This is a genomic window from Acetobacterium wieringae (assembly GCF_023700225.1).
GTDB lineage: Bacteria > Bacillota > Clostridia > Eubacteriales > Eubacteriaceae > Acetobacterium > Acetobacterium wieringae.
The window spans coordinates 480,565-506,367 of the sequence record NZ_CP097897.1; the positions used below are offsets into that span (position 1 = coordinate 480,565).

The window sequence follows — 25,803 nt, forward strand, 5'->3', positions numbered from 1 at the left end:
GTACGCATCGGAGCGGACATGGCAGAGCCTGTCCGATTCCGCGGCGAACAACAGATTAACAATTGGTCGGTACGGTGCATGCAAATAACTAGAAGTAAATTAGGAGGTCAGCAATATGTTGCCAACACGATTACGAAAAAATACGGCGGTTCGGAATTTAATCCGGGAAACCCAGCTGTCCATGAATGATGTGGTTTATCCGTTGTTTATAGTAGATGGACAGGGAGTGCGCAAAGAAATCGGCTCGATGAAAGACCAGTACCACCTGTCTTTGGATATGCTCGGGGCGGAAACCCTGGCACTTAAAAAACTGGGCATCCGTTATGTCATTCTGTTTGGTGTCCCCGATGAAAAAGATGGCGACGCCACCCCCGCCTTCGTTGAAGACGGCCTGGTTCAGGAAGCCATTCGGGTGATTAAAAAGGTTGATCCGGAAATGTATGTGATCACCGATGTCTGTTTGTGTGAATACAAGAGCGACGGCCATTGTTGTTTCTTTGAAGAAAACGGTGAGATCCGCCGGGCTCAGACCCTGGAAACCTTAAGCAAAACGGCGCTCAGCCATGCCGAAGCCGGAGCTGATATGGTCGCCCCTTCGGACATGATGGACGGCCGCATCGATCATATGCGAGAAACCCTTGACCGAGCCGGTTATGAATCGATTCCGATCATGGCTTATTCGGCCAAGTTTGCTTCCAGTTTTTATGGCCCCTTCCGGGATGCCGCCAACTCGGCCCCAGCCTTTGGCGACCGCCGCAGCTATCAGATGGACCCGGCCAATTCCCGGGAAGCCTTAAAAGAAATGGTTCTGGATATCGATGAAGGAGCTGACATTGTGATGGTTAAACCGGCCATGCCGTATCTTGATATCATCGCTCAGGGCAAGGAACTTTCTTATTTACCGATGGCCGCCTATCAGGTCAGCGGCGAATATGCCATGATCAAAAATGCTGTCGATGCCAATCTGATGGATCGCCGGGCGATTTTTGAAAGCCTGATCAGCATCAAACGGGCTGGCGCCGACATCATCATCACCTATTTTGCCAAAGAACTGCAGGCGATGCTGAAGGATTATCAGTGACAACTAATTATTAATATGTCAGGAATCTATTTGTCAAAGCAAACGTAGTACCGACAATTGTTTGGAACGGTAGGGATTGAACACCTGAGTTACACATGAAAGTGAAATAATGATAGGTATCTGCAAAATTTAATAATATCGAACAATAATTGCTTTGGGCACAGTTTCCACAAACAATTTTGTAACGTGTAGGCGAACAGTTCATCGAACTGTCCGCCGTACAGTGTAGAAATTGTTTCGTGTGAAACTGGGCCCAAAGCTCACGGTACTTTCGCAATTACACTTGAAATAATTATTATTGGAGAGATTATGAATCGAGAAAAATCAGAACAATTATTTATCGAAGCCGAAAAATATATCCCCGGCGGCGTCAACAGTCCGGTGCGGGCCTTTAAATCAGTGGAGATGCCACCGGTTTTTATTGACCATGGTCAGGGTGCTAAAATTTATGATGTCGATGGCAACGAGTATACCGATTATATCTGTTCCTGGGGGCCCCTGATTTTAGGTCACGCCTCACCGGTTTACTTTGACGGGATTCAGGAAATGCTGCAAAAAGGCACCAGCTTTGGCGCCCCAACTGCCATTGAGGTTGAGGTGGCCAAGCTGATCACCGAAGCCTATCCCTCGATGGAAATGGTGCGAATGGTCAGCTCCGGCACCGAAGCGACGATGAGTGCGCTGCGGGTCGCCAGAGGTTATACCGGCCGGGATAAGATCATTAAATTTGAAGGCTGCTACCATGGCCATGCCGATGGCCTGCTGGTTAAATCTGGTTCCGGTACCTTGACCTTTGGCGTTCCGACCAGCTCCGGGGTGACCCCGGGCACAGCTAAAGATACCTTAGTAGCAACCTATAACGACATTGCCAGCGTCAAAGCCCTCTTTGTCGAAAACCCCGGCGAAATTGCCGCCATCATCGTCGAACCAGTGGCCGGTAACATGGGCGTTGTTCCACCCGATCTGGATTTTATGAAAGAGCTGCGGGTCATTACCGAAGCCGAAGGAACAGTATTGATTTTTGATGAAGTCATTACCGGATTCCGTCTGGCTTACGGTGGCGCCCAGGAAGTCCTGGATATTAAACCGGATATGACCACGCTCGGTAAGATCATTGGTGGTGGCATGCCGGTTGGTGCCTACGGTGGACGTCGGGATATTATGGCTACCGTAGCCCCCTTAGGCGGTGTTTATCAGGCGGGAACCCTATCCGGAAATCCCATCGCCATGAAAATGGGACTCAACACCCTGACCTACCTCCGGGATCATCCCGAGGTTTACACCGAAATGGAAGAAAACGCCAAGCTGTTAGAAGCCGGTTTTAAGGCCAACATTGAAAAAACCGGTGTCAAAGCCCAGATGGTCCGTTTCAAAGGGATGACCTGCTGCTTCTTTACCGATGTCCCCATTGATGGCTATGCTGCCGTGATGACCTCGGACACCAAAGCCTACACCAAATATTTTAAAGCCATGCTGGACGCTGGCAACCTGATGCCGCCAGCCCAATTCGAAGGTATTTTCCTCTCCGCCGCCCACACCAAAGCGGACATTGAGAAAACCATCGAAGATCACTACCAGGCATTACTGTCTTTATCTGAATCAAAATAGAAATAATAACATAAATAGGAGAACCACTTAATGGAAAAAAAAGCGTTACTGGTCATCAGTTTTGGTACATCTTACCCTGAGACCCGAAAAAAAACCATCGAGGCTACCGAGAACCGCTTAAAAGAAGCATTCCCGGACCATGATTTTTATCGAGCCTTTACTTCTCGTATGATCATCAACAAACTGAAGAGCCGGGACAACGAATCCGTGGATACCCCGCAAGAAGCCCTTAAAAAGCTGAAAACAGCTGGTTATACCCACGTGCAGTGTCAGACCACCCATATCATCAACGGTTATGAGTATGACATTACCCTAAAAGAACTGAAGGCCTTTGAAAAAGACTTTGCATCCCTGACCCTGGGCCGACCGCTGTTAACCACGGTTGAAGATTACGAAGAAACGGTGGACATCGTGATGAAACAGATGCCCAAGCTCAAAAAAGGCGAAGCCCTGGTTTATATGGGCCATGGTAGCGATCACCACGCCAATTCCACCTATCCCTGCCTGGATTATATGTTTAAAATGAAGGGCCATGAGGATGTTTATGTGGGGACGGTCGAAGGTTTCCCGGAACTGGAAAACATTGTGCCGTTACTTCTGGAAAAGAAATATAAAAAGATTTATCTGGCACCCTTTATGCTGGTAGCCGGTGATCATGCGATTAATGACATGGCCAGTGATGAAGAAGATTCCTGGCGAACCGTTCTTGAAGAACAGCGGTTTAAAGTCGAATGTATCCTGGAAGGCCTGGGTGAATATACCGGCATTCAGAACATGTTTTTAGATCATTTAAAGAAAGCACAACCCGTTACAGAAATGTAGGGACATTATAGAGTTTAGGAGAAATATTTTATGAATACAGTGTATATGGTGGGTGCAGGCCCAGGAGATCCGGAACTGATTACCGTTAAGGGTCAACGAATTGTCAACGAAGCAGATATTATAATTTATGCCGGTTCTTTGGTCAACAAAGCCATTATTGCCGGACATAAGCCAGATGCCGAAATTTTTAATTCTGCCTCAATGACCCTGGATGATGTGATTGCCGTGATTAAACGGGGCACGGAAGAAGGAAAGAAAATTGCCCGGGTTCATACCGGTGATCCTTCTATTTATGGTGCCATCCGGGAACAGATGGACCGCTTGGACGAGCTGGGCATTCCCTTTGATGTAATTCCCGGGGTCAGCTCCTTTGTGGCCTCAGCAGCCGCCCTTAAAAAAGAATTTACCCTGCCGGATGTATCCCAAACCGTTATTTTAACCCGTTTGGAAGGTCGAACTCCGGTGCCGGAAAAAGAAAAGCTGGAAGATCTGGCCTCCCATCAGGCGTCGATGTGTATCTTCCTGTCGGTTCAGATGATTGACGATGTGGTGGCACGATTGATGAAACATTATGCCCCAACCACCCCGATTGCGATTATCCAACGGGCAACCTGGGAAGATCAGAAAATTGTCATGGGAACCCTGGAAACCATTGCCCAGAAAGTAAAGGACGAAAATATTACCAAGACCGCCCAAATCTTAGTGGGGGATTTCCTCGGCGATCAGTACAGTTTATCCAAGTTGTATGATCCCAGCTTTACCCACGAATACCGTCAAGGGGTTGAATAAAACCGTGAAAACTGAAAAATGGGCCATTGTCACCCTGTCAAAGGATGGCATGGTTTTGGCGAACCGGTTGGCAAAACATTTGGATGACCGGGAATGTCAGATCTACACCAAAGAAAAATACGCCAACGAAACCACAAAAATTATCACCACCGATATTACTACCTTTATGGGCAGTATCATTGGGGAATACCAGATCATCTGTTGCATTATGGCAACCGGCATTGTGGTTCGGGCGATTGCCCCCCATCTGGCACATAAATCCTCCGATCCGGGGATTCTGGTGATGGATACCAATGGCGAGTTTGTCATTAGTCTGTTGTCCGGCCATCTGGGTGGTGCCAATGACGCTGCCCGGCTGGTCGCCAAACGGCTGTCGGCCCAGGCGGTGATTACTACCGGCACTGATGTTAAAGGTACCATGGCGGTGGATGTACTGGCTCAAAAAATTCATTGCACCATCGATAATTTTACTGATGCCAAGGATGTCACGGCGCTGATTTTAAATGGCGATCCGATCGCTTTGGTTAATTCGGAAAACTGTGATCTGGATGCGGTGGTGCTGCCCCAGAACATTAAAACAGTCGTGGATTTAACTACAATCAATCAATATGCCGGGGCGATCATTACGACGCTGGATACCCAAAAAATTGATCTGCCAATACCAAGCGTCAAGCTGGTGCCAAAAAAACTGGTACTGGGGGTCGGTTGTCGCCGGGATACCCCGGGCGAGCGGATCATTCAGGCCATCACAGAGACACTGGCCGCTTTGAATCTCAGCGAGAAAGGGATCAAGTCCCTGGCTACCATCGGTCTGAAAGCAGATGAACCGGGAATTATCGAAGCCTGTAGCTTCTTTGCCGCAAAAAAGGTGATCATCCCCAATGAAATGGTGCAAATGGTCCAAAGTCGTTTTGAAGCGTCCGATTTTGTTTTTAAAACCACCGGTCTTTACGCCGTTTCCGAACCCTGCGGCTTTGTCGCCTCCGGCTTCGGAAAATGTCTGCTGGAAAAACAGAAACTGGGCGGTATTACCCTGTCGGTCTGGCGGGATGAAAATTGAAAACCTTGTATATAAAAGGAGAAAAAATGAGCAAAATTTATGTTACCGGGATTGGTCCCGGTCTGTATGAACATATGACCGAGGCGGCCAAAGCCAGCCTGGAAGATGCCGATATTATTGTTGGCTACAAAACCTATATCGATATTATTGCCGATTTAATTGGCGACAAGGAAGTTATGTCGTCAGGGATGCGCCGGGAAATTGATCGCTGCGAAAAAGCCCTGGAGTTGGCTGAACAGGGCAAAAAAATCTGTCTGGTCAGTAGCGGCGATGCCGGTGTTTTCGGAATGGCTGGGATCATGCTGGAAATTGTGGAAGCAAAAAACAGTGACGTTGAAGTTGAGATCATTCCTGGTATTTCGGCTGCCAATGCCGCTGCTTCAACCCTGGGCGCTCCGCTGATGCATGATTATGCCGTGATCAGTCTCAGTGATCTGCTGACGGATTGGGCGGTCATTGAAAAACGGCTGCACTGTGCCGGTGAAGGGGACTTTATTATTACCCTCTACAACCCCAAAAGCAAGGGCCGTCCCCACAATATTGAAGCTGCTCAGGAAATTCTGCTGAAATATAAAGCGCCGGAAACCCCAGTGGGGATTGTACGTAATGCCAAGCGTAAAGATGAGTCGTATGTGATCACCACCCTCAAAAAAATGAATGAAGCAGAGATTGATATGTTTTCGATGGTGATCATCGGTAATTCCAAAACCTATGTAACCCGGGATCAATTAAAAATGATTACCCCGAGAGGTTATCAGCTTTGATTCTGGTATTGGGAGGAACCCTTGACAGCCGAATATTAACTGAACTTCTGCTTGAAGAGGGAAAAGAAGTCTGCTATTCATCGCTGACCAATATCGCCACCGATCAGATCGCAGAAAACCCCCTCTTAACAAAGATTTCAGGACAATTGGATGCTGGTACCCTGCGGGAAACCATCACCATTTATAATATCAATCTTTGTATCGATGCCACGCACCCCTATGCCCGGGAAATTTCTGAAAACGCAATCTGGGCCTGTGATGCCATGAATATCGATTATATCCGGCTGGAAAGACCATCACATATTGACGAGGGAAGCGATATTATCGCTTATCATACCTACGAAGATGCCCGGGACTATCTGATTGGCGCGATGGGAAAAAGTGATCGCAATATTCTTTTGACCACCGGTAGCCGACAACTGGAAGCCTTTGAAGGGTTGCCGAAAGACCGCACCTATATCCGGGTCCTGCCCACGGCTGGAGTCTTAAAGAAATGTGAAAACCTGGGTTACAAGCCCCGGCATATCCTGGCGCTTCAGGGCCCTTTTTCGGTGGAGATGAATGTCGCCACTATGAAAGAATATAAGATCGGCTTTGTTGTCACCAAAGACAGCGGCGACGTTGGCGGCATCCCCGAAAAGGTCGCCGCTGCCCGACAGGTTGACGCAAAAATTTTATTCATCCGCCGTCCCGCCGTCGCCTATCCCCGGGTGATCACGTCCGTTGAAGACGCCGTCGTTTGCGCATTGAAGAATCATTAAGAAATCAGGTTTAGATAGATATCGTATTAGAAATTTAACGTAGGGGCGATCCGTGATCGCCCGCACACTGTGCTTATAGAGAAAAAGGAGAAATCATGGCAAAAAATATTATGTTTATGGGCACCGGGTCGTCAGTTGGAAAAAGTCTGATCACTGCCGCCATGTGCCGGATTTTAGATGACCACGGCTATCAGGTGGCGCCCTATAAATCCCAGAATATGGCCCTTAATTCGTTTATCACCAAAGACGGCAAAGAAATGGGCCGGGCTCAGGTGGTTCAGGCCGAGTGTGCCCGGATCGAACCCCAGGTCGAGATGAACCCGGTTTTGCTTAAGCCAAATTCCGATGTTGGCTGTCAGGTCATTTTGATGGGAAAAGCCGAATTTAATATGGATGCCATGGATTATCACGCCCATAAACCCAAACTGGTGGAGATTGTGGTTTCGGCTTACGATTCGCTGGATAAAGACAAAGACGTCATTGTCATCGAAGGGGCTGGCAGTCCGGCTGAAATCAACCTGCGGGACAATGATATTGTCAACATGGGACTGGCCGAGCTGGTGGATGCGCCGGTTGTGCTGATTGGCGATATCGACAAGGGTGGCGTGTTTGCCTCGATTTATGGTACAATTATGTTACTGCAACCGGAAGAGCGAGCCCGGATAAAAGGCTTTATCATCAATAAATTCCGGGGCGATGTGGAACTATTAAAACCCGGTATCAAAATGATCGAAGACATGGTCAATGTGCCCTGTCTGGGCGTCATTCCCTATAAGCGCTTTGTCATTGATGATGAGGACAGCGTCAGTGAACGGTTTGATAATCAATCTGAAGGTCTGATCACGATAGGGGTGGTCTACCTACCGCATCTGTCGAACTTTACCGACTGCACCGCCTTTGAAATGCACCCCGATGTGAAGGTGGAATACTATCGAAATCAGCGGGAGTTACAGTTGGCCAACCCGGATCTGCTGGTTATTCCCGGCAGCAAGAATACCATTGATGACACCTGTCACGTGATTAACAGCAAGATGGGTGATGAAATCCATCGGCTCCATGACTGCGGCGTCCCGATTGTGGGCATCTGCGGCGGCTATCAGTTGCTGGGCAAAGAAATTCGCGATCCCTTCCAGGTCGAATCAACCAAGGGCAGTATTGAAGGCTTGGGGCTGTTAAACATTGTCACCACCATCGAAGCAGAAAAGCGGACCGTTAGGACAGCTGGCAAGGTTCAGGGGAACTTCATGGGAATGGAGCTGGCTGACATGGAAGTGGAAGGTTACGAAATTCACATGGGCATCAGCGAAGCGCTGGATCATGCCAAACCGTTTGCCATTCTTGATGACGGCACCATCGATGGCGTGATTGCCGAAGATGGCACCGTCATGGGAACCTATCTTCATGGTATCTTTGACAACGACGGCCTGCGGGAAAAAATCATTGAAGCCCTGCGGGTCAAAAAGAATTTGGAAGCTGGCCCAGCGGCCTTTGATTTTAAGGCTTTTAAAGAAGAACAGTATGATTTGCTGGCCCAGACGGTGGAAGCTAATCTGGATATGAATAAAATAATGGAAATAATTGGAGAAATAGCAAAGTGAATCTGATTGAAGGACTTCCCCTGGGTTTAGGGGGAGGCTTTTGGTTTTTACTGATCCTCATCGGCGTGGTGTTGGATTGGCTGATCGGGGATCCTCCCTGGCTGCCCCATCCGATCATTGCCATCGGTAAAACCATCGGCTTTTTAAATAAAAAACTGAATCACGGCAAGCATCGCAAGGCCAAAGGCTTTTTGCTGTTATTTTTAGTGCTGGGCCTGACCGGGGCAATCGTTTTTGGGCTGCAGTGGCTTTTATATAGCATTAATATTTATCTGTACATCATCTTTAACCTTTATCTGATTGTCACCGCCCTGGCAGCGAAAACCCTGGCGGTTGAAGTGAGAAAGGTGATGACTGCCTTAATGGGCGGCGATATTGAAGTCTCCCGGGTTCAGGTTGGCTATCTGGTGGGACGGGATACCTCGGAACTCAAAGAAAAAGAAATCATCCGGGCGACGGTGGAAACCACCGCCGAAAATACCATTGATGGGGTTCTGGCACCAATTTTCTATCTGCTGCTGGGTGCCTTAATACCGGTGCCCTGGCTTAATCCCGTGATGCTGGTCATGCTTTATAAGGCAACCAACACCCTGGACTCAATGGTCGGCTACATCCAGGAACCCTATAAGGACTTTGGCTATGCTTCGGCAAAATTTGACGATCTCATCAATTGGATTCCAGCCCGCATCGGCAGCATCTTTATGCTGGTTGCCGGAATGTTTTTGGGCTATACTTTCAATGATGGCTGTCGTATTTTTAAACGGGATCGTCACAACCACAAGAGTCCCAACTCGGCCCACCCCGAATCGGTGGTGGCTGGACTTTTAGGTATTCAGTTGGGCGGCACCAATCAGTATTTTGGACAGGTGCTGGAAAAGCCGACTATCGGTGACCCCAAAAGCCCACTGGAAATTCTCGATATCCGGGAAACCATCACGATCATGTACGGCAGTGAGGTTGTCCTGATGGTTTTTGCCACCTTGATGGCGGTGATTATCTTTTCTTTATAAGACAATTGGTAAAAGCAGCGAAACTAAAATTATGGGAGCGTCACGATGAATAAACACGGCGGATATCAGGGCGAGAATAAAAAAATGCTGGATTTCAGTGTCAACATCAATCCTCTGGGAATACCCCAGGGCATCCGGGAAAAACTGATTGCTGGCATTGATGAGCTGGTAAAATATCCGGAGATCACTGGGGTATCGGCGATAAAAAAGATTGCCGCTGATCTGGCGGTACTGCCTGAAAATATTATTCTTGGCAATGGCGCCATCGAGCTGATCTATCTTTTTGCCCGCAGCATCGGGCCAGGAAAGGCACTGATTGTGCAGCCTACCTTTAATGAATATGAACGGGCCTTGAAGCTTTACGGTTGGGAGGTCACTCATCATGTTTTATCAGAGAAAGACCAGTTTACCATTGACCCGGAAGTATTAGTGTCAGTGATTAAAAAAGAAGAGCCCCAGGCAGTCTTTATCTGCAATCCCAATAATCCCACTGGTCGGGTTTATAGCAGTGACTTTATCAGAGCAATGTTAGAGCATTCAACGCCAGAAATCAGCTGGTTTCTGGATGAGTCCTTTCTGGATTTTTCTGAGCAAAGTAGCAGTCTGGCATTGGTTAAAGAAGCAAAGCAGTCAGTCTTTATTCTCAAATCGTTGACAAAGTTTTATGCGCTGCCAGGGCTCCGCATTGGTCATGGGGTCGGAACACCGTCGATGATTAAGAAGATGGAAAGCTTCAAAGAGCCCTGGACCATCAATGCCCTGGGTTTGATTGCAGCGATCGGGGTATATGACGAAAAAGACTATGCGGCCAAAACCAAAACCTATATTCAGAAGGAACGCCACCGGGTTTTTGAAGCCTTGAGCCAGATTAACACCATCAAGGTTTATCAAAGCGGGACTGATTTTCATCTCTGCCGACTGTTACAGGGCACGGTGGCAGAGCTGCAGATTGCCCTGGAAAAAGAAGGCATGTCGCTGCGTACCTGTGAAGATTTTATGGGTCTTGACGACTCCTATTTTCGGATTGCGATCAAAAAAGAAGCAGAGAATACCAAGCTGTTGACTTTTCTTAAAAACTGGAGGAATGAGTAATGGGACAGTTAATATTTGTCACCGGCGGGGCCCGCAGCGGCAAGAGTACCTATGCCGAAAATTTAGCCCGGGAATCAGGCCAGCCCGTGGCTTATATTGCCACGGCGATTGCCTTTGATGATGGCATGAAAGACCGGATTGCCAAACATCAGGCGCAGCGGCCGAATCATTGGGGCACGATTGAACAATATAAGGATTTTCAGACAATTGCCGAGAATCCCATTTTTAAGCAAGCCAGGGTCGTCCTTTTTGATTGCCTGACCGTGATGACGACTAATAATATGCTCGATTTTCCGGTCGATTATGATACGTGTTCAATGGAGACGGTCGGCGAAATTGAAGCGGCGATCAAGCTGGAAGTCGAAAAGCTGCTGGATGTTTGTCAGGATAAAACCCTGATTGTGGTTTCCAATGAGGTCGGTCTGGGCCTGGTGCCAGCTTACAAACTGGGCAGTTATTTCCGGGACATTGCCGGACGGATGAATCAGCTGGTGGCCGGTCGAGCCGACGAAGCCTATTTACTGGTAGCGGGCTTACCAATGAAATTAAAATAAATGACAGCAGGAGCCTATTTGCGCTGGCAATCACGATTGCCAGCGCAAAGGGCTTTTGTTTTGTCTGAAATAACAGGGAGAGCAGATCATGAATCAAAAAGAATTACGAGATGAGTTAGTGGCTTTATCCGAAGAAAAGTATCAAAAATTTTCCAGTCGTTTGACACCGGGAACGGATACGATCTTAGGGGTACGCCTGCCAGCGCTTCGGAAGATCGCCAAACGGATTGCCAAAGCCGACTGGCGGGCTTATCTGGAAACCGCCCGGGATGACAGCTTTGAAGAAACTCTGCTCCAGGGAATGGTAATTGGTTATCTTGACGTGGAACTGGATGAACAGCTGGCACTAATCAAATCCTTCATCCCCAAGATTGACAACTGGTCAATTTGTGACAGTTTCTGTACGGGTCTGAAGTTCACAAAAAAACATAAAGAGGAGGTATGGCTGTTTTTACAACCCTACCTCCAGTCAAAAGAAGTTTATGAGATCCGTTTTGGGGTGGTGATGTTTATTACTTATTTTGTGGAAGACCGATATCTGGAGCCGATGTTTCGAAATTTCAATGCCATTGACTGCGACAACTACTACGTCAAAATGGCCGTGGCCTGGGCCATAACCAGCTGTTTTACAGTTTTTCCGGAAATGACGATGATTTATCTGAAGGCCAACGATCTGGATGACTTTACCTATAATAAGGCCTTACAGAAAATCATAGAATCGCGGCAGGTTAGTCCGGAGATGAAGGTGCGGATACGCTTTATGAAACGAAAAAAGAAATAATGATAATCAGTAATCAGATATCCAATCCGGCGTTATAACCGGCGGTGGTGGCGGTATAAAGGGTTCCCTGGCTGGTGGTGCAATCACCGATACAGATAACCGTATCAATCAGATCGGCAAATTTGGATACTTCCGGCAGATTTGGTTTGACCCCCAGAGAAAGAATCAGGGTATCAAAAGGTATTTCTTTTTGACCGGCACTCCCTTCAATCAGAACGGTATGATCCCCGGCCTTAATCAGTTTGTGATCTGCCAGGATGGTCACATTTTCTTTTTTAAGCAGCTGCAGCAAAGCCGTCATCGGAATTGGTGAAGGTTCAAGCATTTTCTTTTCACTGACCATTTCGACAATTGTGACATGTTTACCTTTTCGGGCCAGATCCAAGGCAGTTTCACATCCGGTTAAGCCACCACCGGCGATGACGACATTTTGACCGACGGAAACCGCTCCGGATTCAACATCACCGACCCATACCACGTCATCTCCTTCTAAACCGGGAATAGCTGGGATATTGGTTTCGGCTCCGACGGCAATAATCAGGGCATCTGGTGACTCGGCCAGAATGTTTTCGGGGGTTGCCGTAGTGGACAATCGCAGCGAAACATTGGAATGACGGCTGGTCATGCGGATTGCCCAGGCCAGATAGCTTTTAAGATCAGCCTTGAAATCCGGAGCAACCGCTAATCGTAGCGTCCCCCCGAGACAGTCGTTTTTTTCAAAAAGAACCACCTCATGACCCCGGTCTCCGGCTGTTCTGGCGGCTTCCATCCCGGCCGGACCACCGCCGATGATGACCACCTTTTTCTTGTGATCCGCCAGGGTGTTGGTATCTTTTAATTCACATTCCCGGCCCGCCTGGGGGTTAACGGCACAGGCTACCCGCAGCGGTTCCATACCATGAGTACGATTCAGGCACAGCACACAGCGGATACAGGGACGGATTTCTGCTTCATTCCCGGTACGGGCTTTATCGACACTATCGGGATCGGCAATAACGGTGCGGATCATCGCACACATATCGGCTTCGTTGTTTTCAATGATATCGGCTGCCAGATCCAGATCAATGGAACCAACGGTGGTGATTGGAACATGAATGCCTGGGGTTTTTTTAATACTGGCGGCGTAATGGGCATTATAACCACGTTTTAGATAGGTCGGTTGGGTGGTGATCGGCACCATTTCGTCATCCAGTAGCATCCCGGCGGAGACATGAATCAGATCGATTTTGTCCTGGATAAGTTTAATGAATTCAATGGTTTCGTCCAGTTCGACACCTCCGGGAACCAGTTCAGCGGCACTCAGGCGAAATTCAATGGCCAGCTTATGGCCGACCTTGCGGCGAATGGCATCGAAGAGTTCACAGGCAAAGCGGGCCCGGTTTTCGATACTGCCACCATATTGATCGGTGCGGTGATTAAAGAGGGGTGAGAAAAAATTACTGACGAGAATGCCATGGCCGCCGTGGATCAGCACCATGTCCATACCGGCTTTCATGGCCCGCTCGGCGGCATTGGCAAACAGGTTAATCCAGTTATTTATTTCTTCCTGGGACATCATGTCAATGGGTGATTTGCCTTCCTCAGGCATGTCATGTCCCATGGCAAAGCCTGCCAGTTCAATGGAGGCTTTGGCGCCATAACGATGAACCGTGTCGGCCAGAACCGCTAAACCGGGGACCACGTTGTCATCGCCGATGTTCACACAAAAACCGTTCATGTGTCCAAAGGGCGGGGTGACCATGGAGATTCCGACAGTGACAATTCCGGCGCCACCCTTGGCCAGAGCCCGGGTCCACTCGATCAGCTCCGGGGTCACCAGTCCTTCCGGGGAAGCCAACCGCGCATGCCGCCGGAGCGGTTTCGATCCGATTTTTTACAATCATATTACCAATTTTAATCGGGGTGAAGATCTTTGCGTATTTGGAATTCATTTTAAACCTGCTTTCTTTTTGTAAATCGTTTACTTAAATTAATTTTATCAGGAATATCAGTTAAAACAATGTCAATAAAGCAAAAAAATCAAGTATATTTATTGCAAAATGACAATGAATGAATTTGCATTTTTATCGTTAAATGCGTATAATATGAGCTAAAATAAGCGGTTAAAAAGCAGGTTAAAAATGAAAAATAGTAAAGACAGCAAAAATACATACCGAATTCGGGTGAAAAGTTTTGGGGATGATCCGGAAGAAAATTATAAGCTTAGAGGCTACTGTTTACAAAAACGGCGTTTCGAAGCAAAAAAAGCGAAACTGACCGAGGCCTTATTATCATGCGGGGGTCTGCAGCAGATCATTGATATCGGCTATCAGGTGCTGGGAAATCCGATGTTTGTCAGCGATATGGGCTACAATGTGCTGGCGTTTAATAAAAATGCGGTAGTTGGTGATCCGTCCTGGCCGGCCGCCAAATCGGAAGAAGAATTTGCAGCCTATGAACGGATCAAAAAACTTAATGATAGCGGTGTATTTGAAAGGCTCTATAGCAGCGAAAGCCCCTGTATTGAACATTTTGATTATGCTCCGACCCGCTGGATGGCTACAAAAATTGCAATCAATGGAGACAATATCGGCCATGTTGCTGTGGTGGAGTCCAACAAAGTCTTTACGCAAATGGATTTTGAGCTCCTGCAATGGCTGTCCCGAATCGTAGCCAATGAGCTGCAAAAAGAGCCGATTCGGAGTGGTCAGTTGGCTGGCGAGTTTGAGCATTTTCTGGTTGGTATGCTTGAAGAAAAAATCATCAAAGCAGAAACAATTAAAAAACAGGGAAACAAACTAGGCTTAAAGGCAAAAAAATATTGTTGTCTGGTCACAGTCAGTCCGGAGTTAAACACAGCAAAAAGAATGTCGCTGAGTTATATCAGAAGCATAATCAATCGTATCCTGGGGACTGAAAAATCTATTTTGTATCAGAATAAAATTACGGTATTGTTACTATGTGACAGAAAAGAAGCCCTTTCGGCTACTGCCAAAAGTAAACTGACTGAATTCTTAACCAGCAATCAGATGAATGCCGGTGTCAGCGCTTGTTTTTCGGAGTTGGCAGGGCTTAAAGACCATTACAATCAATCCATAAAAGCATTGGAATTGGGGGTCGCCATCAACCCCAAGCAGAAGCTTTTTTATTATGATGCGTATGCCTTTTATTATTTGCTTGAAATGGCGGGGGATCAAAACCGCTTAAAGGACTTTTGCAGTGGCGCATTAACTGATTTAATGGACTACGATCAAAAGTACCAAACAAATTACTGCCATAATCTGATCATCCATCTGCAGAACGACGGTAATGTGACCAAGACCGCCCAGTATTTTCAAATTCATCGCAATTCGATGAAATATCGTATCAAAAAAATCGAGGAAATTATGGCAGTGTCACTGGCAGATAGTGAAATTAAATTTTCATTGATGATGTCGTTCAAACTGCTGACTTATTTGGGTGATGATATTTTACTGAAGGTTTAAGCTAGATGTGAACACTTTATATTTATTAGGCACTGTCTTATAAATAAAGTTTCACAGGTTGTTTACGGGGTTAAGAGTTTGAGTGTAAGTGTTTTTTTGAATAGCGATTTTAAACGTCTGACTGTTTGTTGGGCGTTTTTTTCTATCATTTGTTTCTCTTTAGTGATACAATAAAGCCATTCGAAGCGACTCAATAAAAAGGAGATGCTATTATTATGGTGTATGTTGCCTTATTACGAGGTATCAACGTGGGCGGAAAAAATAAAATCGGAATGAAACAGTTAAAAGAGACCTTTCTTCGCTTAGGTCTGGAATCGGTGGTGACGTATATTAATTCCGGCAATGTAGTTTTTGTCGATCACCAGACCAAAGATGTGTTGGAAAAGAAATTGCGTCAGGAAATTTATCAGGAGTATGATCTGGATATTCCGGTATTAATTCGCAGTCTGAATGATTTTGAATGCTTAATGAAAATCTTGCCAGCTGACTGGAAAAATGATGATTCCATGAAATGCGATGTGTTGTTTTTGGAAAGTGGCTTGGACGAAACTGCAGTGATGGAAAAATTGACTGTCAAACCCGGTATTGATACAGCCTTACAAGTCACCGGTGCAATTATCTGGTCGGTCGCAAGAAAAAATGTCACCCGTAGCAGCTTGACCAAAATTGTCGGTACCGATCTTTATAAAAAAATGACGGTGCGAAATGTAAACACCACCCGAAAGCTCTATGAAATGATGAGAAATATTTAGATGGGATTAAGGCTGCTCGCTAAATTTTTTGATTAGTATGAATCTAGTCGATTACAAAGAAATAATTTTATTCCATCAGAATACCAAAGGAACGAAGCAATGAAAAATTGGAATCATCTACCCTCAGGCCCAATCGAGCTCACAATTGAAAGCGAAGCGTATCTGGAGCTCGCAAAAGACTATCTCTCAGAGTGCCAATACGAGGATGCGAAACAGGCGCTTGAGGTTGCCGTTAGAAGCATAAACCCACAGGCGGAATATCTGTTTGGAATTCTTTATCAAAATGCGCTTGGTGTTGACAGGGACAACGAAAAGGCGCTTTTTTGGTATCTTCGTGCGGCGGACCATGGCTACGCACCCGCCCAAATTGCTGCCGCTTGCTTGCATATTGATAAAGACAATGGGCTAACGGATTATGCTGAGGCCTACCGGTTGCTCACATTGGCGGTTCATAAAGAAGTTACTGATGAAAACGCTGAGTCGCTGTCTGCGGACTTTCCTCATGTAATAGAATGCTTCGATGAAGATGAGCGCTGGATGGCGGTGCAGGAAGGCTATGCAGAGTATCTGCTGGGATGGCTACATGGTGCCGGTCTTGTTGGGGCGATCGATCATGCAAAAGCCATCAGCTGGATGGAAAAGGCCGCAAAAAAAGGATTCCGGGCAGCTGTCTTTGAGCTTGCACAGAAAAGTGAATATGGTATTGAGCGCAACGAAGTCTGGGCGAAAAAAGCGCTCGAGTATGGCGAATACGCCCCGCTTATTGGTGTCGCACGACGATATCTGGATAATGATGGCACCCCGCAGGACAGTAAAAAAGGCCTGTCAATTCTCACAGAACTGGCCGACAAGGGCATCGGTAGCGCCCAGATCGCACTGGCGGAATACCTGATCAAGGGAAAAAGCATTCCCAAAGATGCGGATAGAGCACTTCATTATTTATTGCTGGCGGCCAAAATGGTCGATGCCAAATTAATGACTGGTTTGGGCATTGCATTGTACAAGTCTGAAAAACCAGAGATAGATTTTGCCATAAAAAGCCTGGAGCTGGCGGTGGCTGCAGGGGATGATCAGGCGCTGGTTGAACTCGGGAATTTGTACTTTGACGGTGCGGGAGAAATGACGCCGGATCAGGAAAAGGCCTTCACATATTTTATCCAGTCCGCCAAGAAAGATGTCCCCAGGGGTTGGGAATTGGCGGGGTACTGTTTGTATGAGGGTAAAGGGGCTTTACAAAACAGGCGTGAAGCCTTGGGGTGGTATGAAAAAGCGGCCAAGTATGGTCTTTATAACAGTTATTACATGATGGGCATGATTTACGGCTATGATGAGACCTTATTTAATTATGAGAAAGCGGTTAGCTGTTTTGAAAAAGCGGCAAATTTGGGGCAGAGTGATGCGCTCGTACGACTGGGAACCATGCATCTACACGGCGTCGGTACGAACCCACCGGATCGACAAAAGGCTTTTTCATATTTTAACCAGGCATCGCAGGCGGATAACAGCCTCGGCTGGGAATGGGCAGCTTACTGCCATTATTGGGGCTACGGTACTAAAAAAACCTGCAGAAAGCCCAGCAATTTTATCACAAGGCCGCTCAAAAGGGCTCGAGCCATAGCCAGTACATGCTGGGTTATATTTATGGATATGATGTCACACCGCCTGATTTTAAAAAGGCGGCTTGCTGGTTTGAAAAAGCAGCGGAGCAGGGTCACCGCGATGCCCAGCTTAAACTGGGCTTTTACTACCAACAGGGGCGTGGTGTCAGGCAAAACTATAAAACAGCATTCAATCTATTTACCCAGGCGGCGGCCCAAGGTCATGCTACCGCCATGTATAATATCGGCGATGCCTTTGAAAACGGGTTTGGTGTGGAAAAGGATGAAAAACAGGCGTTTGGCTGGTATCGCAAGTCTGCGGAGCTGGGTGACAAGTGGGGGATGTTTGGTGCCGGCCGACTGCTTTTTTGCGGCATCGGCACACCGCCAAATCAGGAAGAAGGCCGACGCTGGATAAACAAAGCCGCCAAAGCCGGTTTGCCGGAGGCCATTAAATGGAGACCTCACTAGATGCCAGTCGCAACCTTAAAGATAAAAGAGGAAAGTAGCATGGACATATATCAATTTGACGAAGTTGCCTATCGGCGCATAAGGCTTCCGTGGCTGCTGCTGGTTTTGTTTCTGTCATTCACTGTGGATGGTATACTGATCGGGATCTGGCAGACCGGGGTCAGCCCGGAGGCAAAATATTATTGGGATGTCGGATTTGCGTTCCTGTGCTTCATCAACCTGGTGTTTGTGAAGGGTGTGGCGCTGTATCATTATTGGCATACAAAAAAGATGCGTTCGCGAAGTTATGTGCGGCTTGAAAAAGATGCAGTTGTTCATTACCTGCTGAGGACACGCATGTCCCACTGGCAGGTGGAGACAGCCAAGGAGACAAGCTTCTGCCGCAGACGGCAAGGCGGAATACCTTTTCGCCGACACCGTTTTTATCCGGCTGGTGAAGACTATTAAGCGGCGACCAAACGGAAGCATCGTGATTGAAGGAATCATTGAAAGCGAAACGCTCAATGAAGGCTGGGAAGAATACAGCCCTGAAGACGGAAAAGCGTTAATAAAAATGATCAAAAGGCATAGGATTCCCGCTTATTATCAAGGGATGGATGAGATCATTAATGCGCTTGAGAGGCTTAGGTTAAAAAAAATACCGTTAGGATCATAAAACGAATGATCAAAAAATCAAAGCTTCACCCAAAGCTTGAATTGAAGCTTTGGGTGAAGCTTTTAAAATTATCAGATCAATTTTGCAAAAATCCGCAATCCAGATAAAGCAGAGGAACTACTCATATCGCAGCGCATCAATCGGATCCAGTTTGGCGGCCTTATTGGCCGGATAAAAACCAAAGAAGACGCCGATGGCCATCGAGAAGCAAAGTGCAATGATCATTGGGCCAATGGGGGGTGTTGATGGGAATTTCATCAGGGTACTGCCTGTTATCCCCAAAACGGAGCCGAGGCCAACGCCAATGATTCCACCGATTAGACAGATAATCATCGCTTCGATGATAAACTGACTGCGGATCGCTGAATTACGGGCCCCTAAAGCTTTGCGGATACCGATTTCCTTGGTTCGCTCGGTGACGGATACCAGCATGATGTTCATAACCCCAATGCCACCAACGAGCAGCGAAATACCGGCAATTACTGAGATACCCAGGGATAAGGTGCCGAGCATACCGGTGGCTTCACTGGCAATGGCTTCCAGGCTTTGGGCCTCAATGGTGTAGTCGGATAATGAACTCATCCCTTTAATAAAATAATCCTTGGTGGTCTGAGCGAAGGCAGCTGAGTCGGTATTGGAAGTGGCCATGATGGTGAAGCTTTCGTAACCTACCGTATTAGCCGTTTCCGGATTCAGGGATTTGGCGGTGGTGATCGGAATAAAGCACTCGACCCGGGTATCGTCACCCATGTAAAACAGGGGGTTGTCGATCACCATTTTTTCGTAGACGCCAATGACCGTATAGGTTTCATTGGTGGATTTGGTATCGACCTGGATTTCTTTGCCGATCACATCGCCATCAACCCCGACCAGATTATTGCGCAGGGTGGTATCGATGATGATGACGTTGCGGGTGCCTTCCATATCCCGGTCGCTGATAAAGCGGCCCTGAACCAGATTGACGTTGTTAACCAGACCATAGTCCGGGCTGGCGCCGGTGATACTGACATCTTTATGAATGAAGCCACTGTTTAGCTGTCCCGAACCCATCCCGGTAGAAAAACTGATGGCCTTGATCTGATCGGCATAGGTATTTCGAAATGCATCCAGTTCTTCCTGGGTAATCCGATCGTCTTCCTGCAGGGTGGATTGGGTATCATAATTTTTAGGCGACAGTGAAACCATAATATTTTTGCCGCCGATTTTATCCATGGTTTTGGTGACTGATCCGGTCATGGCCGAACCCAGGGTGGAGATGGCCATCACCGAGGCAATCCCGATGATGATCCCCAGCATGGTAAGCAGTGCCCGCATCTTGTTGGCCCGCAAGCCCTCCAGGGCCAGTCGAATATTTTCAAACAGATTCATAGGAGCCCCCCAATTGATATTGATTATTTTTACGGTTATCGACGATCGAACCATCCCGGAGACGGATGGTTCGTTCGGTTTCTTCAGCCAGTTCGGCATTATGGGTGATCAGAATAATGGTTTTTCCTTGTTCCTGATGGAGTCGATGGAAGATGTCCATAACCAGACGACCGGTATGGCTATCCAGGGCACCAGTCGGTTCATCGGCCAGAATAATGGCCGGATCGTTGGCCATCGCCCGGGCGATCGCCACCCGCTGTTTTTGACCACCGGATAATTCATTGGGGCGGTGATGGGAACGACCACTCATTTCCACCAGTTGCAGAAATCCGCCGCCCCGCCGCGACCGTTCACTGCGGGGCACCCCGCCGTATAGCATTGGCAGAGCGACGTTTTTTAAGGCGGTGGAACGGGGGATCAGATTAAAGGTCTGAAAGACAAAGCCAATTTTTTTATTGCGGATTTGCGATAAGCCATCGTCCCGGACATTTTCCATCGGCAGATGATCCAGATAATAGTGTCCTTTAGTGGGGCGATCCAGGGCCCCGAGGATATTCATCAGAGTGGATTTGCCGGAACCGGAAGCGCCGACAATCGATAAGAATTCGCCTTCATAAACATCCAAATCAATGCCGTGGAGAATTTCCAGCTCGTTGGGGGTTCCCAGATAATAGGTTTTGACAATCCCCCGCATTTCGATAATTTTCTTGCGCATTGTTTAGACCCCGGCTTCCACAGAAACAGCCATTCCCGGTGATACGGTTTGTGGTTGGGAAATAATGGCCAGTCCTTCACTGAGCTGATCGCCGGCGATTTCAATGAGTGAATCGGTTTCCAGTCCGGTGGTGACCGGAATCGCTTCAACGGTATAGGAGCCTTGTTCAACAGGGTTTTCTTTGGCAATATAAATCGAAGTCTGACCGGCATCATTGACTACCAGCGCTTCGAAGGGAACACAGAAAACATCGGCCCGTTCTTCACTGACAATGCTTAAGCGGGTGGTCATCCCAATTTTTAGTCCAGTGACGTCAGCCGGTAGATCAACTTCAACCTCAAATTCGGCCTTGGTGGCGGCAGCATTCGCAGCAGCATCGTTTTTAATGGCGGTGGGGGCGATTTTAGAGAGATTTCCTGGGAAGACCTTATCGCCGGTGGCATCGGCTTTAACCAGAACTGGCATATTGTCGTGGATGTGATTCAGATCGGCTTCTTTAACCTTGCCGCGAACTTTCAGATCATTGGTGTCCTCAATGGTAAACAGTTCGCCATTGGCAGGGTTTCCTTTAACGGCATTCATGGCCGTGATGGTGCCGCTGGTGGTGGCTTTCACATAGCTGTAGCTGTCATCGGCTTTGTTATAGAGCTGACATAACCAATCGTCTTTGGCCACCCATTGTCCAACTGAAACATAAATTTTTTCGATATTATCATTGCTGGTATCACTAACTTTGACCTTGGTATAGCTTTCAATCACGCCTGTGGCTGAGATTGTGTTTTGCAGGGTGGCCTTGGAAAGGGGGGTGGTTTTAACCGCAACCGCCGGGGCGGGCTGAGAATTGGCATAAACATAGGCACCCCCGCCAACCAATAGGGCTACCCCGAGCACAACACATAAAATAATTCCTTTTTTCTTCATAACTTCTCCTTCTTTGTTTCTTGGTTTGGGATTTGGAAAACGAGTTCGTCGCTATCACGATTCGTATTATTGTATTAAGTAATTAATACAATAATACGAATCGTGATGATTGTCAAGCACTTTTTATAATTTTATTTAGTGTTTTCAACTGTTTCCACAGAAAAACACATGATCACCAATGACTTTAAGTATAATGGTTAATTATGAAGAGCAAGTTACTCAAATTCTTAAGACTTTTTGACAATAAAAAAAGACCCTGAATGAGAGTCTTGAATAGTTGGATGATTACTGATGAATCGGCAGAGTCAGTTCGACCTTAAACAATTGGTTTAGCTGATAATAGTCGATCCGGCCCTGATGGCGGGTAATGATTTTTCGGCAGGAGTCCAGACTGGAACCTTCAGTATCAATGATTTTTTTGCCGACAGCGGCGGGATTATTAATGGTTTTATTACGCAGAATCAGACAGAGTTCGTTTTTGTTGAGGATCAATCCAAAATCAATGGGTTTATCGGGGTCGGCGTACTTAATAATATTGGAAGTCAGATAGTCAAAAATCCGTTGCAGCTGTTCCAGATCAACCCATAAAGAAAAATCCCGTTCAATACAGTTTTCCTGGATCACCTCATAGCCCGCTTCTTCTAGAGCCTTGGTGGAAGCGCTCAGTAATTGATGAATTAGGGGTTTTCCGTTATAGACTTTAAACTGATAGTAGCCCTTGCCATTGTCAGTGAAGGCGTGCTCAAAAAGATCGTCGATAAAATTGATGACCTGATAAGCTTTTTTCAGAGCAATCTTTAAATAAGCTTCCTTTTTTGAGACGTCATGTTCATCAGGGTTCTGAATGCGTTCGAGATATCCGATGATACCAGACAAGGGAGCGTGGATTTTATTGGAAACAGAGGTGATGATATGATGATTTTCCATTTTAGCCAAGGATTCAGCTTTGGATTTAGCCTCATACAGATCTTGAATCAAATTAATATTATTGGCAAGGTCAGTGAGCTCATTATTTCCCTGTAGCGGGATATAAGATTCAAAGTTTGCTGCGGCAACGCGTTCAGATCCTTTTTGGAGCGTCTTTAGATAGCTTAATTTTTTTCGAATGAGACGGGACATGATAATAAAAGCCAATAAATTGGGTATAAATGTAAACAAAATGCTGATCAGTGGGTTGCCCTCTAAAATAGGTAGGAGAATCAGAATTAATAACACACTGATGATCGCCGCACTGATTAAAGTCAGACTCAGATAGCGTATCAAAACGGGGACCAATTCTTCATCGTGTTGAGGTTGGTTGCTTTTTATCTGGGCTTGGTCAGGGTTGTTAGTTTTCAATTTATTATTCCTTTCTGCATGTATTGATCATATAATCATTGTAAACTGGAATGGGATTATTATCAACAACTGCTTTAACTTAATTACAGGTGTTGGCTGAATGCTGATGAACAAAGAAGGGTTCAATAGGAGGATAAAATGAAGAAAAGAATTGGATTATGTATCGTAGTTATTGTGGCAATGGGGCTATTGGTTGGCTGTAACAGCAATTCCAAGGCAACAAACGATGAACTGGCGGATAGTATCAGCTTTACTGCTACCATTGACGAAGTCAGTGACACAGAACTGCTGGTCACGGTGTTGGATAATGAGAATTTTAATCAGGCCCGGGTTAATATGCAGGGGTTTGACAGCCTTGATTTTGTGCCGGAGAAGGGTCAGACAATTAAACTGACCATCAAAAATCAGGTCGGTATGAGCGAGCCACCGTTTGTAAATCCCGTCACCATCGAACTGGTGAAGTAATTGCGGGGTTTAGCAGAAAATGGTTTAACTCCTGGTGTTTTTGGGATATAATATGCTTAGATTACTATGAGGAGAAATTGAATGAGTTTATACGAAGCGTGGAAGAACTACATCGAAGAGAATTGCAATACTCAGGAAGAGCAAAATGCCTTTTGGGAAAAATACTGTGCTGAGGAAAAAGTCCTCTACCAGAAGATTCTGGGTGAGAAAATCACAGTCGTTGAAGGCCGGTTTGAAGATCTGGCTAACGAGAGCAAGATGGTTCCACCCCAATACATGGGTTTTTTGGATGGAATCAGCGAAAGTCTGATAACCCCCATTGATCTGGAATCGATTGAACTGGATTCGCAAATTAGACTGGAAATCGATTTTGCAAAACTTTATAAAAATATGCTGGCAGTGCCGGCTGAGTGGCTTTATACTTTGGAAGAATGGAATAATTTTTTTACCGAGGATGAACGCCTTGAGCTGGAAAAAGAATACAAGCGTTCAAAAACAGTGGTGAACGAAGTGAAAGTGGGCCGCAACGATCCCTGTCCATGTGGTTCCGGAAAAAAATATAAAAAGTGCTGCGGCCGTTAGCACATTAAAAAAAGAGCGAACGCTCTTTCAGACTGTCAAAAAGCTAACCCAGTACCGACAATTGTTAGATCATGTTGTACGCATCGGAGCGGACACGGCATCGCCTGTCCGATTCCGCAGCGTACAACAGATTAACAATTGGTCGGTACGGTAGTTTATCGACAACCTCAAAGAGCGATAGCTCTTTTTTTAGTGGTTGATAATTTCATGGATGTAGAAAATAGTTATCATGGAGAGGGCAATATCCGGCGAAAATTTGCTCAAAAAGGTCGACATCCGCTCGGGACTGAGATCACCCCGGATGCTTAAAAAGACGATATAAAAGGTGATGAAATTGTAGCGGAGATAACTGCCGTTAGAAGGGGTTAAAAAAGTTCCGATAATTTTGGGGTTATCCAATAGGGTGAGGTTTTCATCCAGAAGGCGATTCAATTCTTTGAGAATAGCCTGGATGAAAAAATCAATGGAATAATTTTCCAGACGGGGTACCCCCATACTTTTTGCGGTAATTTCCAGCATTCCAAGGCTAAGCGGTTGATTTTTAAACGATGTTTTCTTTAACAAATTTTCCAGTGCGTCCAAAACGTCACGTTGGCTGGCGGCACCGGGTAAGTTAAGTAAGGCCAGCATTTTTTGCAACTGTTTTTTATTTGAAAGCGGCTGTCCCAAAGTATCGATAAATTTTCTGAAAAAGGTATTGCTTTTTTTAGTGTTCAGATAATAGTGCTTACCATCGAGTGCCCCAAACACTTTCATGGCATCCAGATAGCCGAGTTGGATATTCTGTTCAATCTGACGGGTATCAAAATTTAAGATCCCGCCAAGAAATTCTGAGTTATTAACCGTAATGATCTCAGCATTATTATCCCGCACCCATTTGCGCATCCCGGGAGCCGGGAATTCCACTGAAATAATCTGAGAAAAATTCTGTTCCAGCATAAAATTAATTGGGACATTATCAAAGAATCCCCCATCGAGATAGGTTTTACCATCGATTTCTTGTTTTTGAAAAATCGGCAGGGCAGCACTGGCCAGCAGGTAGTCAATCAGCTGGCCCTGGGGAATATCGTCAATCATCAACTGCCGTGGTTTCAGACTGGTAATGTCAACCGTGACCAGTCCGAAACGAATCGGTGAGTTTCGGATGCTATCTTCACAGATTAATCGGGTCAGATTGTGGCGCAGTGGCGAAATGTCCAAACCGTCTGAAAATAGCGCTGTTAAAAAACCATTGCGAAAAACATCAAAGCTTTCTTTTGACCACTGGTCAACGTAGGTATTGGTCATTTTTTCATTTAAATCAAGCACCTGGTTGATGGTGAGATTGGACCAGAATTCCATGGCAATGTCATAATCATCCTGGGCAATCATGGCAGCATTTAGGGCCCCGACCGAGGTTCCGATGACAGCCCCTAGAGAATAATCACATTCTTTAAGGGCTTTCCAGACACCCATTTCAAAGGCACCTTTGGCACCGCCACCACTGAGAACCAGACCATACTGTTGTTGCGACATTGAATATTCACCTCGCTGTAATCAAGAAATGAAAGTTAA

General features: G+C 46.5%; 25 protein-coding genes and 1 pseudogene. 20 read left to right on the forward strand and 6 right to left on the reverse strand.

Features of this window, described 5'->3' with window-relative positions:
• The first annotated feature begins 115 nt into the window (after positions 1-115).
• From hemB to CHL1_RS02350, 12 genes are all read left to right on the forward strand, one after another.
• The gene (gene hemB, locus CHL1_RS02295; protein ID WP_250934525.1) at positions 116-1,081 is read left to right on the forward strand and encodes a porphobilinogen synthase; all 966 of its coding nucleotides are present in this window, start codon (positions 116-118) and stop codon (positions 1,079-1,081) included.
• 309 nt (positions 1,082-1,390) lie between these two features.
• On the forward strand, positions 1,391-2,689 hold the full coding sequence (gene hemL / locus CHL1_RS02300; RefSeq protein ID WP_070369548.1) for a glutamate-1-semialdehyde 2,1-aminomutase: 1,299 nt from the start codon (positions 1,391-1,393) through the stop codon (positions 2,687-2,689).
• A 30-nt stretch (positions 2,690-2,719) separates the two neighbouring features.
• Positions 2,720-3,511: a sirohydrochlorin cobaltochelatase gene (locus tag CHL1_RS02305; RefSeq protein WP_148637926.1), complete on the forward strand. Its 792-nt coding sequence runs from the start codon at positions 2,720-2,722 to the stop codon at positions 3,509-3,511.
• Between the two features lie 30 nt (positions 3,512-3,541).
• Complete coding sequence (gene cobM / locus CHL1_RS02310) at positions 3,542-4,300, forward strand: precorrin-4 C(11)-methyltransferase (protein ID WP_070369546.1); 759 nt, start codon at positions 3,542-3,544, stop codon at positions 4,298-4,300.
• Between the two features lie 4 nt (positions 4,301-4,304).
• Entirely contained in the window at positions 4,305-5,360 is a 1,056-nt protein-coding gene (locus CHL1_RS02315; protein WP_070369693.1) for a cobalt-precorrin 5A hydrolase, read from the forward strand.
• Between the two features lie 26 nt (positions 5,361-5,386).
• Positions 5,387-6,124 carry a precorrin-3B C(17)-methyltransferase gene (gene cobJ / locus CHL1_RS02320; RefSeq protein WP_070369545.1) on the forward strand — a complete coding sequence of 246 codons (738 nt, stop codon included), beginning with the start codon at positions 5,387-5,389 and terminating at the stop codon, positions 6,122-6,124.
• Positions 6,121-6,885, forward strand: coding sequence for a precorrin-6A reductase (gene cobK / locus CHL1_RS02325; RefSeq protein WP_250934526.1), 765 nt, complete (start codon positions 6,121-6,123; stop codon positions 6,883-6,885). Before cobJ ends, cobK begins: the two co-directional genes overlap by 4 nt.
• 95 nt (positions 6,886-6,980) lie before the next feature.
• Positions 6,981-8,483: a cobyric acid synthase gene (locus CHL1_RS02330; RefSeq protein ID WP_250934527.1), complete on the forward strand. Its 1,503-nt coding sequence runs from the start codon at positions 6,981-6,983 to the stop codon at positions 8,481-8,483.
• Positions 8,480-9,493 (forward strand): adenosylcobinamide-phosphate synthase CbiB, encoded by a 1,014-nt coding sequence (cbiB, locus tag CHL1_RS02335; RefSeq protein WP_323396009.1) that lies wholly within the window; start codon positions 8,480-8,482, stop codon positions 9,491-9,493. Before CHL1_RS02330 ends, cbiB begins: the two co-directional genes overlap by 4 nt.
• Before the next feature lie 45 nt (positions 9,494-9,538).
• Positions 9,539-10,585, forward strand: coding sequence for a pyridoxal phosphate-dependent aminotransferase (locus CHL1_RS02340; protein ID WP_070369542.1), 1,047 nt, complete (start codon positions 9,539-9,541; stop codon positions 10,583-10,585).
• Positions 10,585-11,139: a bifunctional adenosylcobinamide kinase/adenosylcobinamide-phosphate guanylyltransferase gene (gene cobU / locus CHL1_RS02345; protein WP_070369541.1), complete on the forward strand. Its 555-nt coding sequence runs from the start codon at positions 10,585-10,587 to the stop codon at positions 11,137-11,139. Before CHL1_RS02340 ends, cobU begins: the two co-directional genes overlap by 1 nt.
• Positions 11,140-11,227: 88 nt before the next feature.
• Positions 11,228-11,920 carry a DNA alkylation repair protein gene (locus CHL1_RS02350; protein WP_070369540.1) on the forward strand — a complete coding sequence of 231 codons (693 nt, stop codon included), beginning with the start codon at positions 11,228-11,230 and terminating at the stop codon, positions 11,918-11,920.
• Between the two features lie 13 nt (positions 11,921-11,933).
• Here the strand turns inward: CHL1_RS02350 and CHL1_RS02355 are convergent, their stop codons facing one another.
• Positions 11,934-13,757 carry an oxidoreductase gene (locus CHL1_RS02355; protein WP_250934528.1) on the reverse strand — a complete coding sequence of 608 codons (1,824 nt, stop codon included), beginning with the start codon at positions 13,755-13,757 and terminating at the stop codon, positions 11,934-11,936.
• Positions 13,758-14,040: 283 nt separating this feature from the next.
• Here CHL1_RS02355 and CHL1_RS02360 point away from each other — a divergent pair, with 283 nt between their 5' ends.
• The 6 genes and pseudogenes from CHL1_RS02360 to CHL1_RS02380 all read left to right on the forward strand — a co-directional run bounded on the left by CHL1_RS02360 (position 14,041) and on the right by CHL1_RS02380 (position 18,860).
• Complete coding sequence (locus tag CHL1_RS02360) at positions 14,041-15,384, forward strand: helix-turn-helix domain-containing protein (protein WP_250934529.1); 1,344 nt, start codon at positions 14,041-14,043, stop codon at positions 15,382-15,384.
• 215 nt (positions 15,385-15,599) lie between these two features.
• Positions 15,600-16,136, forward strand: a complete 537-nt coding sequence (locus CHL1_RS02365) for a DUF1697 domain-containing protein (RefSeq protein WP_250934530.1) — start codon at positions 15,600-15,602, stop codon at positions 16,134-16,136.
• Between the two features lie 99 nt (positions 16,137-16,235).
• Positions 16,236-17,627: pseudogene (locus CHL1_RS02370) on the forward strand (tetratricopeptide repeat protein); the annotation flags it as partial.
• 134 nt (positions 17,628-17,761) lie between these two features.
• Positions 17,762-18,205 carry a tetratricopeptide repeat protein gene (locus tag CHL1_RS18460; RefSeq protein WP_420840489.1) on the forward strand — a complete coding sequence of 148 codons (444 nt, stop codon included), beginning with the start codon at positions 17,762-17,764 and terminating at the stop codon, positions 18,203-18,205.
• Positions 18,206-18,652 (forward strand): hypothetical protein, encoded by a 447-nt coding sequence (locus CHL1_RS02375; RefSeq protein WP_250934532.1) that lies wholly within the window; start codon positions 18,206-18,208, stop codon positions 18,650-18,652.
• 22 nt (positions 18,653-18,674) lie between these two features.
• On the forward strand, positions 18,675-18,860 hold the full coding sequence (locus tag CHL1_RS02380; protein WP_250934533.1) for a hypothetical protein: 186 nt from the start codon (positions 18,675-18,677) through the stop codon (positions 18,858-18,860).
• 117 nt (positions 18,861-18,977) lie between these two features.
• On the opposite strand, the gene CHL1_RS02385 is transcribed toward CHL1_RS02380, so the two are convergent.
• The 4 genes from CHL1_RS02385 to CHL1_RS02400 form a co-directional block, all read right to left on the reverse strand.
• The gene (locus tag CHL1_RS02385) at positions 18,978-20,228 is read right to left on the reverse strand and encodes an ABC transporter permease (RefSeq protein WP_250934534.1); all 1,251 of its coding nucleotides are present in this window, start codon (positions 20,226-20,228) and stop codon (positions 18,978-18,980) included.
• Complete coding sequence (locus CHL1_RS02390) at positions 20,215-20,943, reverse strand: ABC transporter ATP-binding protein (protein ID WP_276520469.1); 729 nt, start codon at positions 20,941-20,943, stop codon at positions 20,215-20,217. Before CHL1_RS02390 ends, CHL1_RS02385 begins: the two co-directional genes overlap by 14 nt.
• A 3-nt stretch (positions 20,944-20,946) precedes the next feature.
• Positions 20,947-21,864: an efflux RND transporter periplasmic adaptor subunit gene (locus CHL1_RS02395; protein WP_148637913.1), complete on the reverse strand. Its 918-nt coding sequence runs from the start codon at positions 21,862-21,864 to the stop codon at positions 20,947-20,949.
• Positions 21,865-22,149: 285 nt separating this feature from the next.
• Complete coding sequence (locus CHL1_RS02400; protein WP_148637912.1) at positions 22,150-23,202, reverse strand: sensor histidine kinase; 1,053 nt, start codon at positions 23,200-23,202, stop codon at positions 22,150-22,152.
• 138 nt (positions 23,203-23,340) lie between these two features.
• Here CHL1_RS02400 and CHL1_RS02405 point away from each other — a divergent pair, with 138 nt between their 5' ends.
• Both CHL1_RS02405 and CHL1_RS02410 read left to right on the forward strand, forming a co-directional pair.
• A complete protein-coding gene (locus CHL1_RS02405; protein WP_070369530.1) occupies positions 23,341-23,667 on the forward strand; it encodes a hypothetical protein in 327 nt (108 codons plus the stop codon).
• An 81-nt stretch (positions 23,668-23,748) separates the two neighbouring features.
• A complete protein-coding gene (locus CHL1_RS02410) occupies positions 23,749-24,249 on the forward strand; it encodes an SEC-C metal-binding domain-containing protein (RefSeq protein ID WP_070369529.1) in 501 nt (166 codons plus the stop codon).
• Between the two features lie 189 nt (positions 24,250-24,438).
• On the opposite strand, the gene CHL1_RS02415 is transcribed toward CHL1_RS02410, so the two are convergent.
• Positions 24,439-25,764 carry a patatin-like phospholipase family protein gene (locus CHL1_RS02415; protein ID WP_250934535.1) on the reverse strand — a complete coding sequence of 442 codons (1,326 nt, stop codon included), beginning with the start codon at positions 25,762-25,764 and terminating at the stop codon, positions 24,439-24,441.
• Positions 25,765-25,803 lie beyond the last annotated feature (39 nt).

Coding starts and splice junctions, on each gene's coding strand:
- CHL1_RS02350 (WP_070369540.1), top strand. CDS start 11,228: ATGAATCAAAAAGAATTACGAGATGAGTTAGTGGCTTTATCCGAAGAA.
- cobM (WP_070369546.1), top strand. CDS start 3,542: ATGAATACAGTGTATATGGTGGGTGCAGGCCCAGGAGATCCGGAACTG.
- hemL (WP_070369548.1), top strand. CDS start 1,391: ATGAATCGAGAAAAATCAGAACAATTATTTATCGAAGCCGAAAAATAT.
- CHL1_RS02360 (WP_250934529.1), top strand. CDS start 14,041: ATGAAAAATAGTAAAGACAGCAAAAATACATACCGAATTCGGGTGAAA.
- CHL1_RS02395 (WP_148637913.1), bottom strand. CDS start 21,864: ATGAAGAAAAAAGGAATTATTTTATGTGTTGTGCTCGGGGTAGCCCTA.
- CHL1_RS18460 (WP_420840489.1), top strand. CDS start 17,762: ATGCTGGGTTATATTTATGGATATGATGTCACACCGCCTGATTTTAAA.
- CHL1_RS02340 (WP_070369542.1), top strand. CDS start 9,539: ATGAATAAACACGGCGGATATCAGGGCGAGAATAAAAAAATGCTGGAT.
- hemB (WP_250934525.1), top strand. CDS start 116: ATGTTGCCAACACGATTACGAAAAAATACGGCGGTTCGGAATTTAATC.
- cobU (WP_070369541.1), top strand. CDS start 10,585: ATGGGACAGTTAATATTTGTCACCGGCGGGGCCCGCAGCGGCAAGAGT.
- CHL1_RS02405 (WP_070369530.1), top strand. CDS start 23,341: ATGAAGAAAAGAATTGGATTATGTATCGTAGTTATTGTGGCAATGGGG.
- CHL1_RS02410 (WP_070369529.1), top strand. CDS start 23,749: ATGAGTTTATACGAAGCGTGGAAGAACTACATCGAAGAGAATTGCAAT.
- CHL1_RS02365 (WP_250934530.1), top strand. CDS start 15,600: ATGGTGTATGTTGCCTTATTACGAGGTATCAACGTGGGCGGAAAAAAT.
- CHL1_RS02375 (WP_250934532.1), top strand. CDS start 18,206: ATGCCAGTCGCAACCTTAAAGATAAAAGAGGAAAGTAGCATGGACATA.
- CHL1_RS02390 (WP_276520469.1), bottom strand. CDS start 20,943: ATGCGCAAGAAAATTATCGAAATGCGGGGGATTGTCAAAACCTATTAT.
- cobJ (WP_070369545.1), top strand. CDS start 5,387: ATGAGCAAAATTTATGTTACCGGGATTGGTCCCGGTCTGTATGAACAT.
- CHL1_RS02415 (WP_250934535.1), bottom strand. CDS start 25,764: ATGTCGCAACAACAGTATGGTCTGGTTCTCAGTGGTGGCGGTGCCAAA.
- CHL1_RS02305 (WP_148637926.1), top strand. CDS start 2,720: ATGGAAAAAAAAGCGTTACTGGTCATCAGTTTTGGTACATCTTACCCT.
- CHL1_RS02385 (WP_250934534.1), bottom strand. CDS start 20,228: ATGAATCTGTTTGAAAATATTCGACTGGCCCTGGAGGGCTTGCGGGCC.
- CHL1_RS02330 (WP_250934527.1), top strand. CDS start 6,981: ATGGCAAAAAATATTATGTTTATGGGCACCGGGTCGTCAGTTGGAAAA.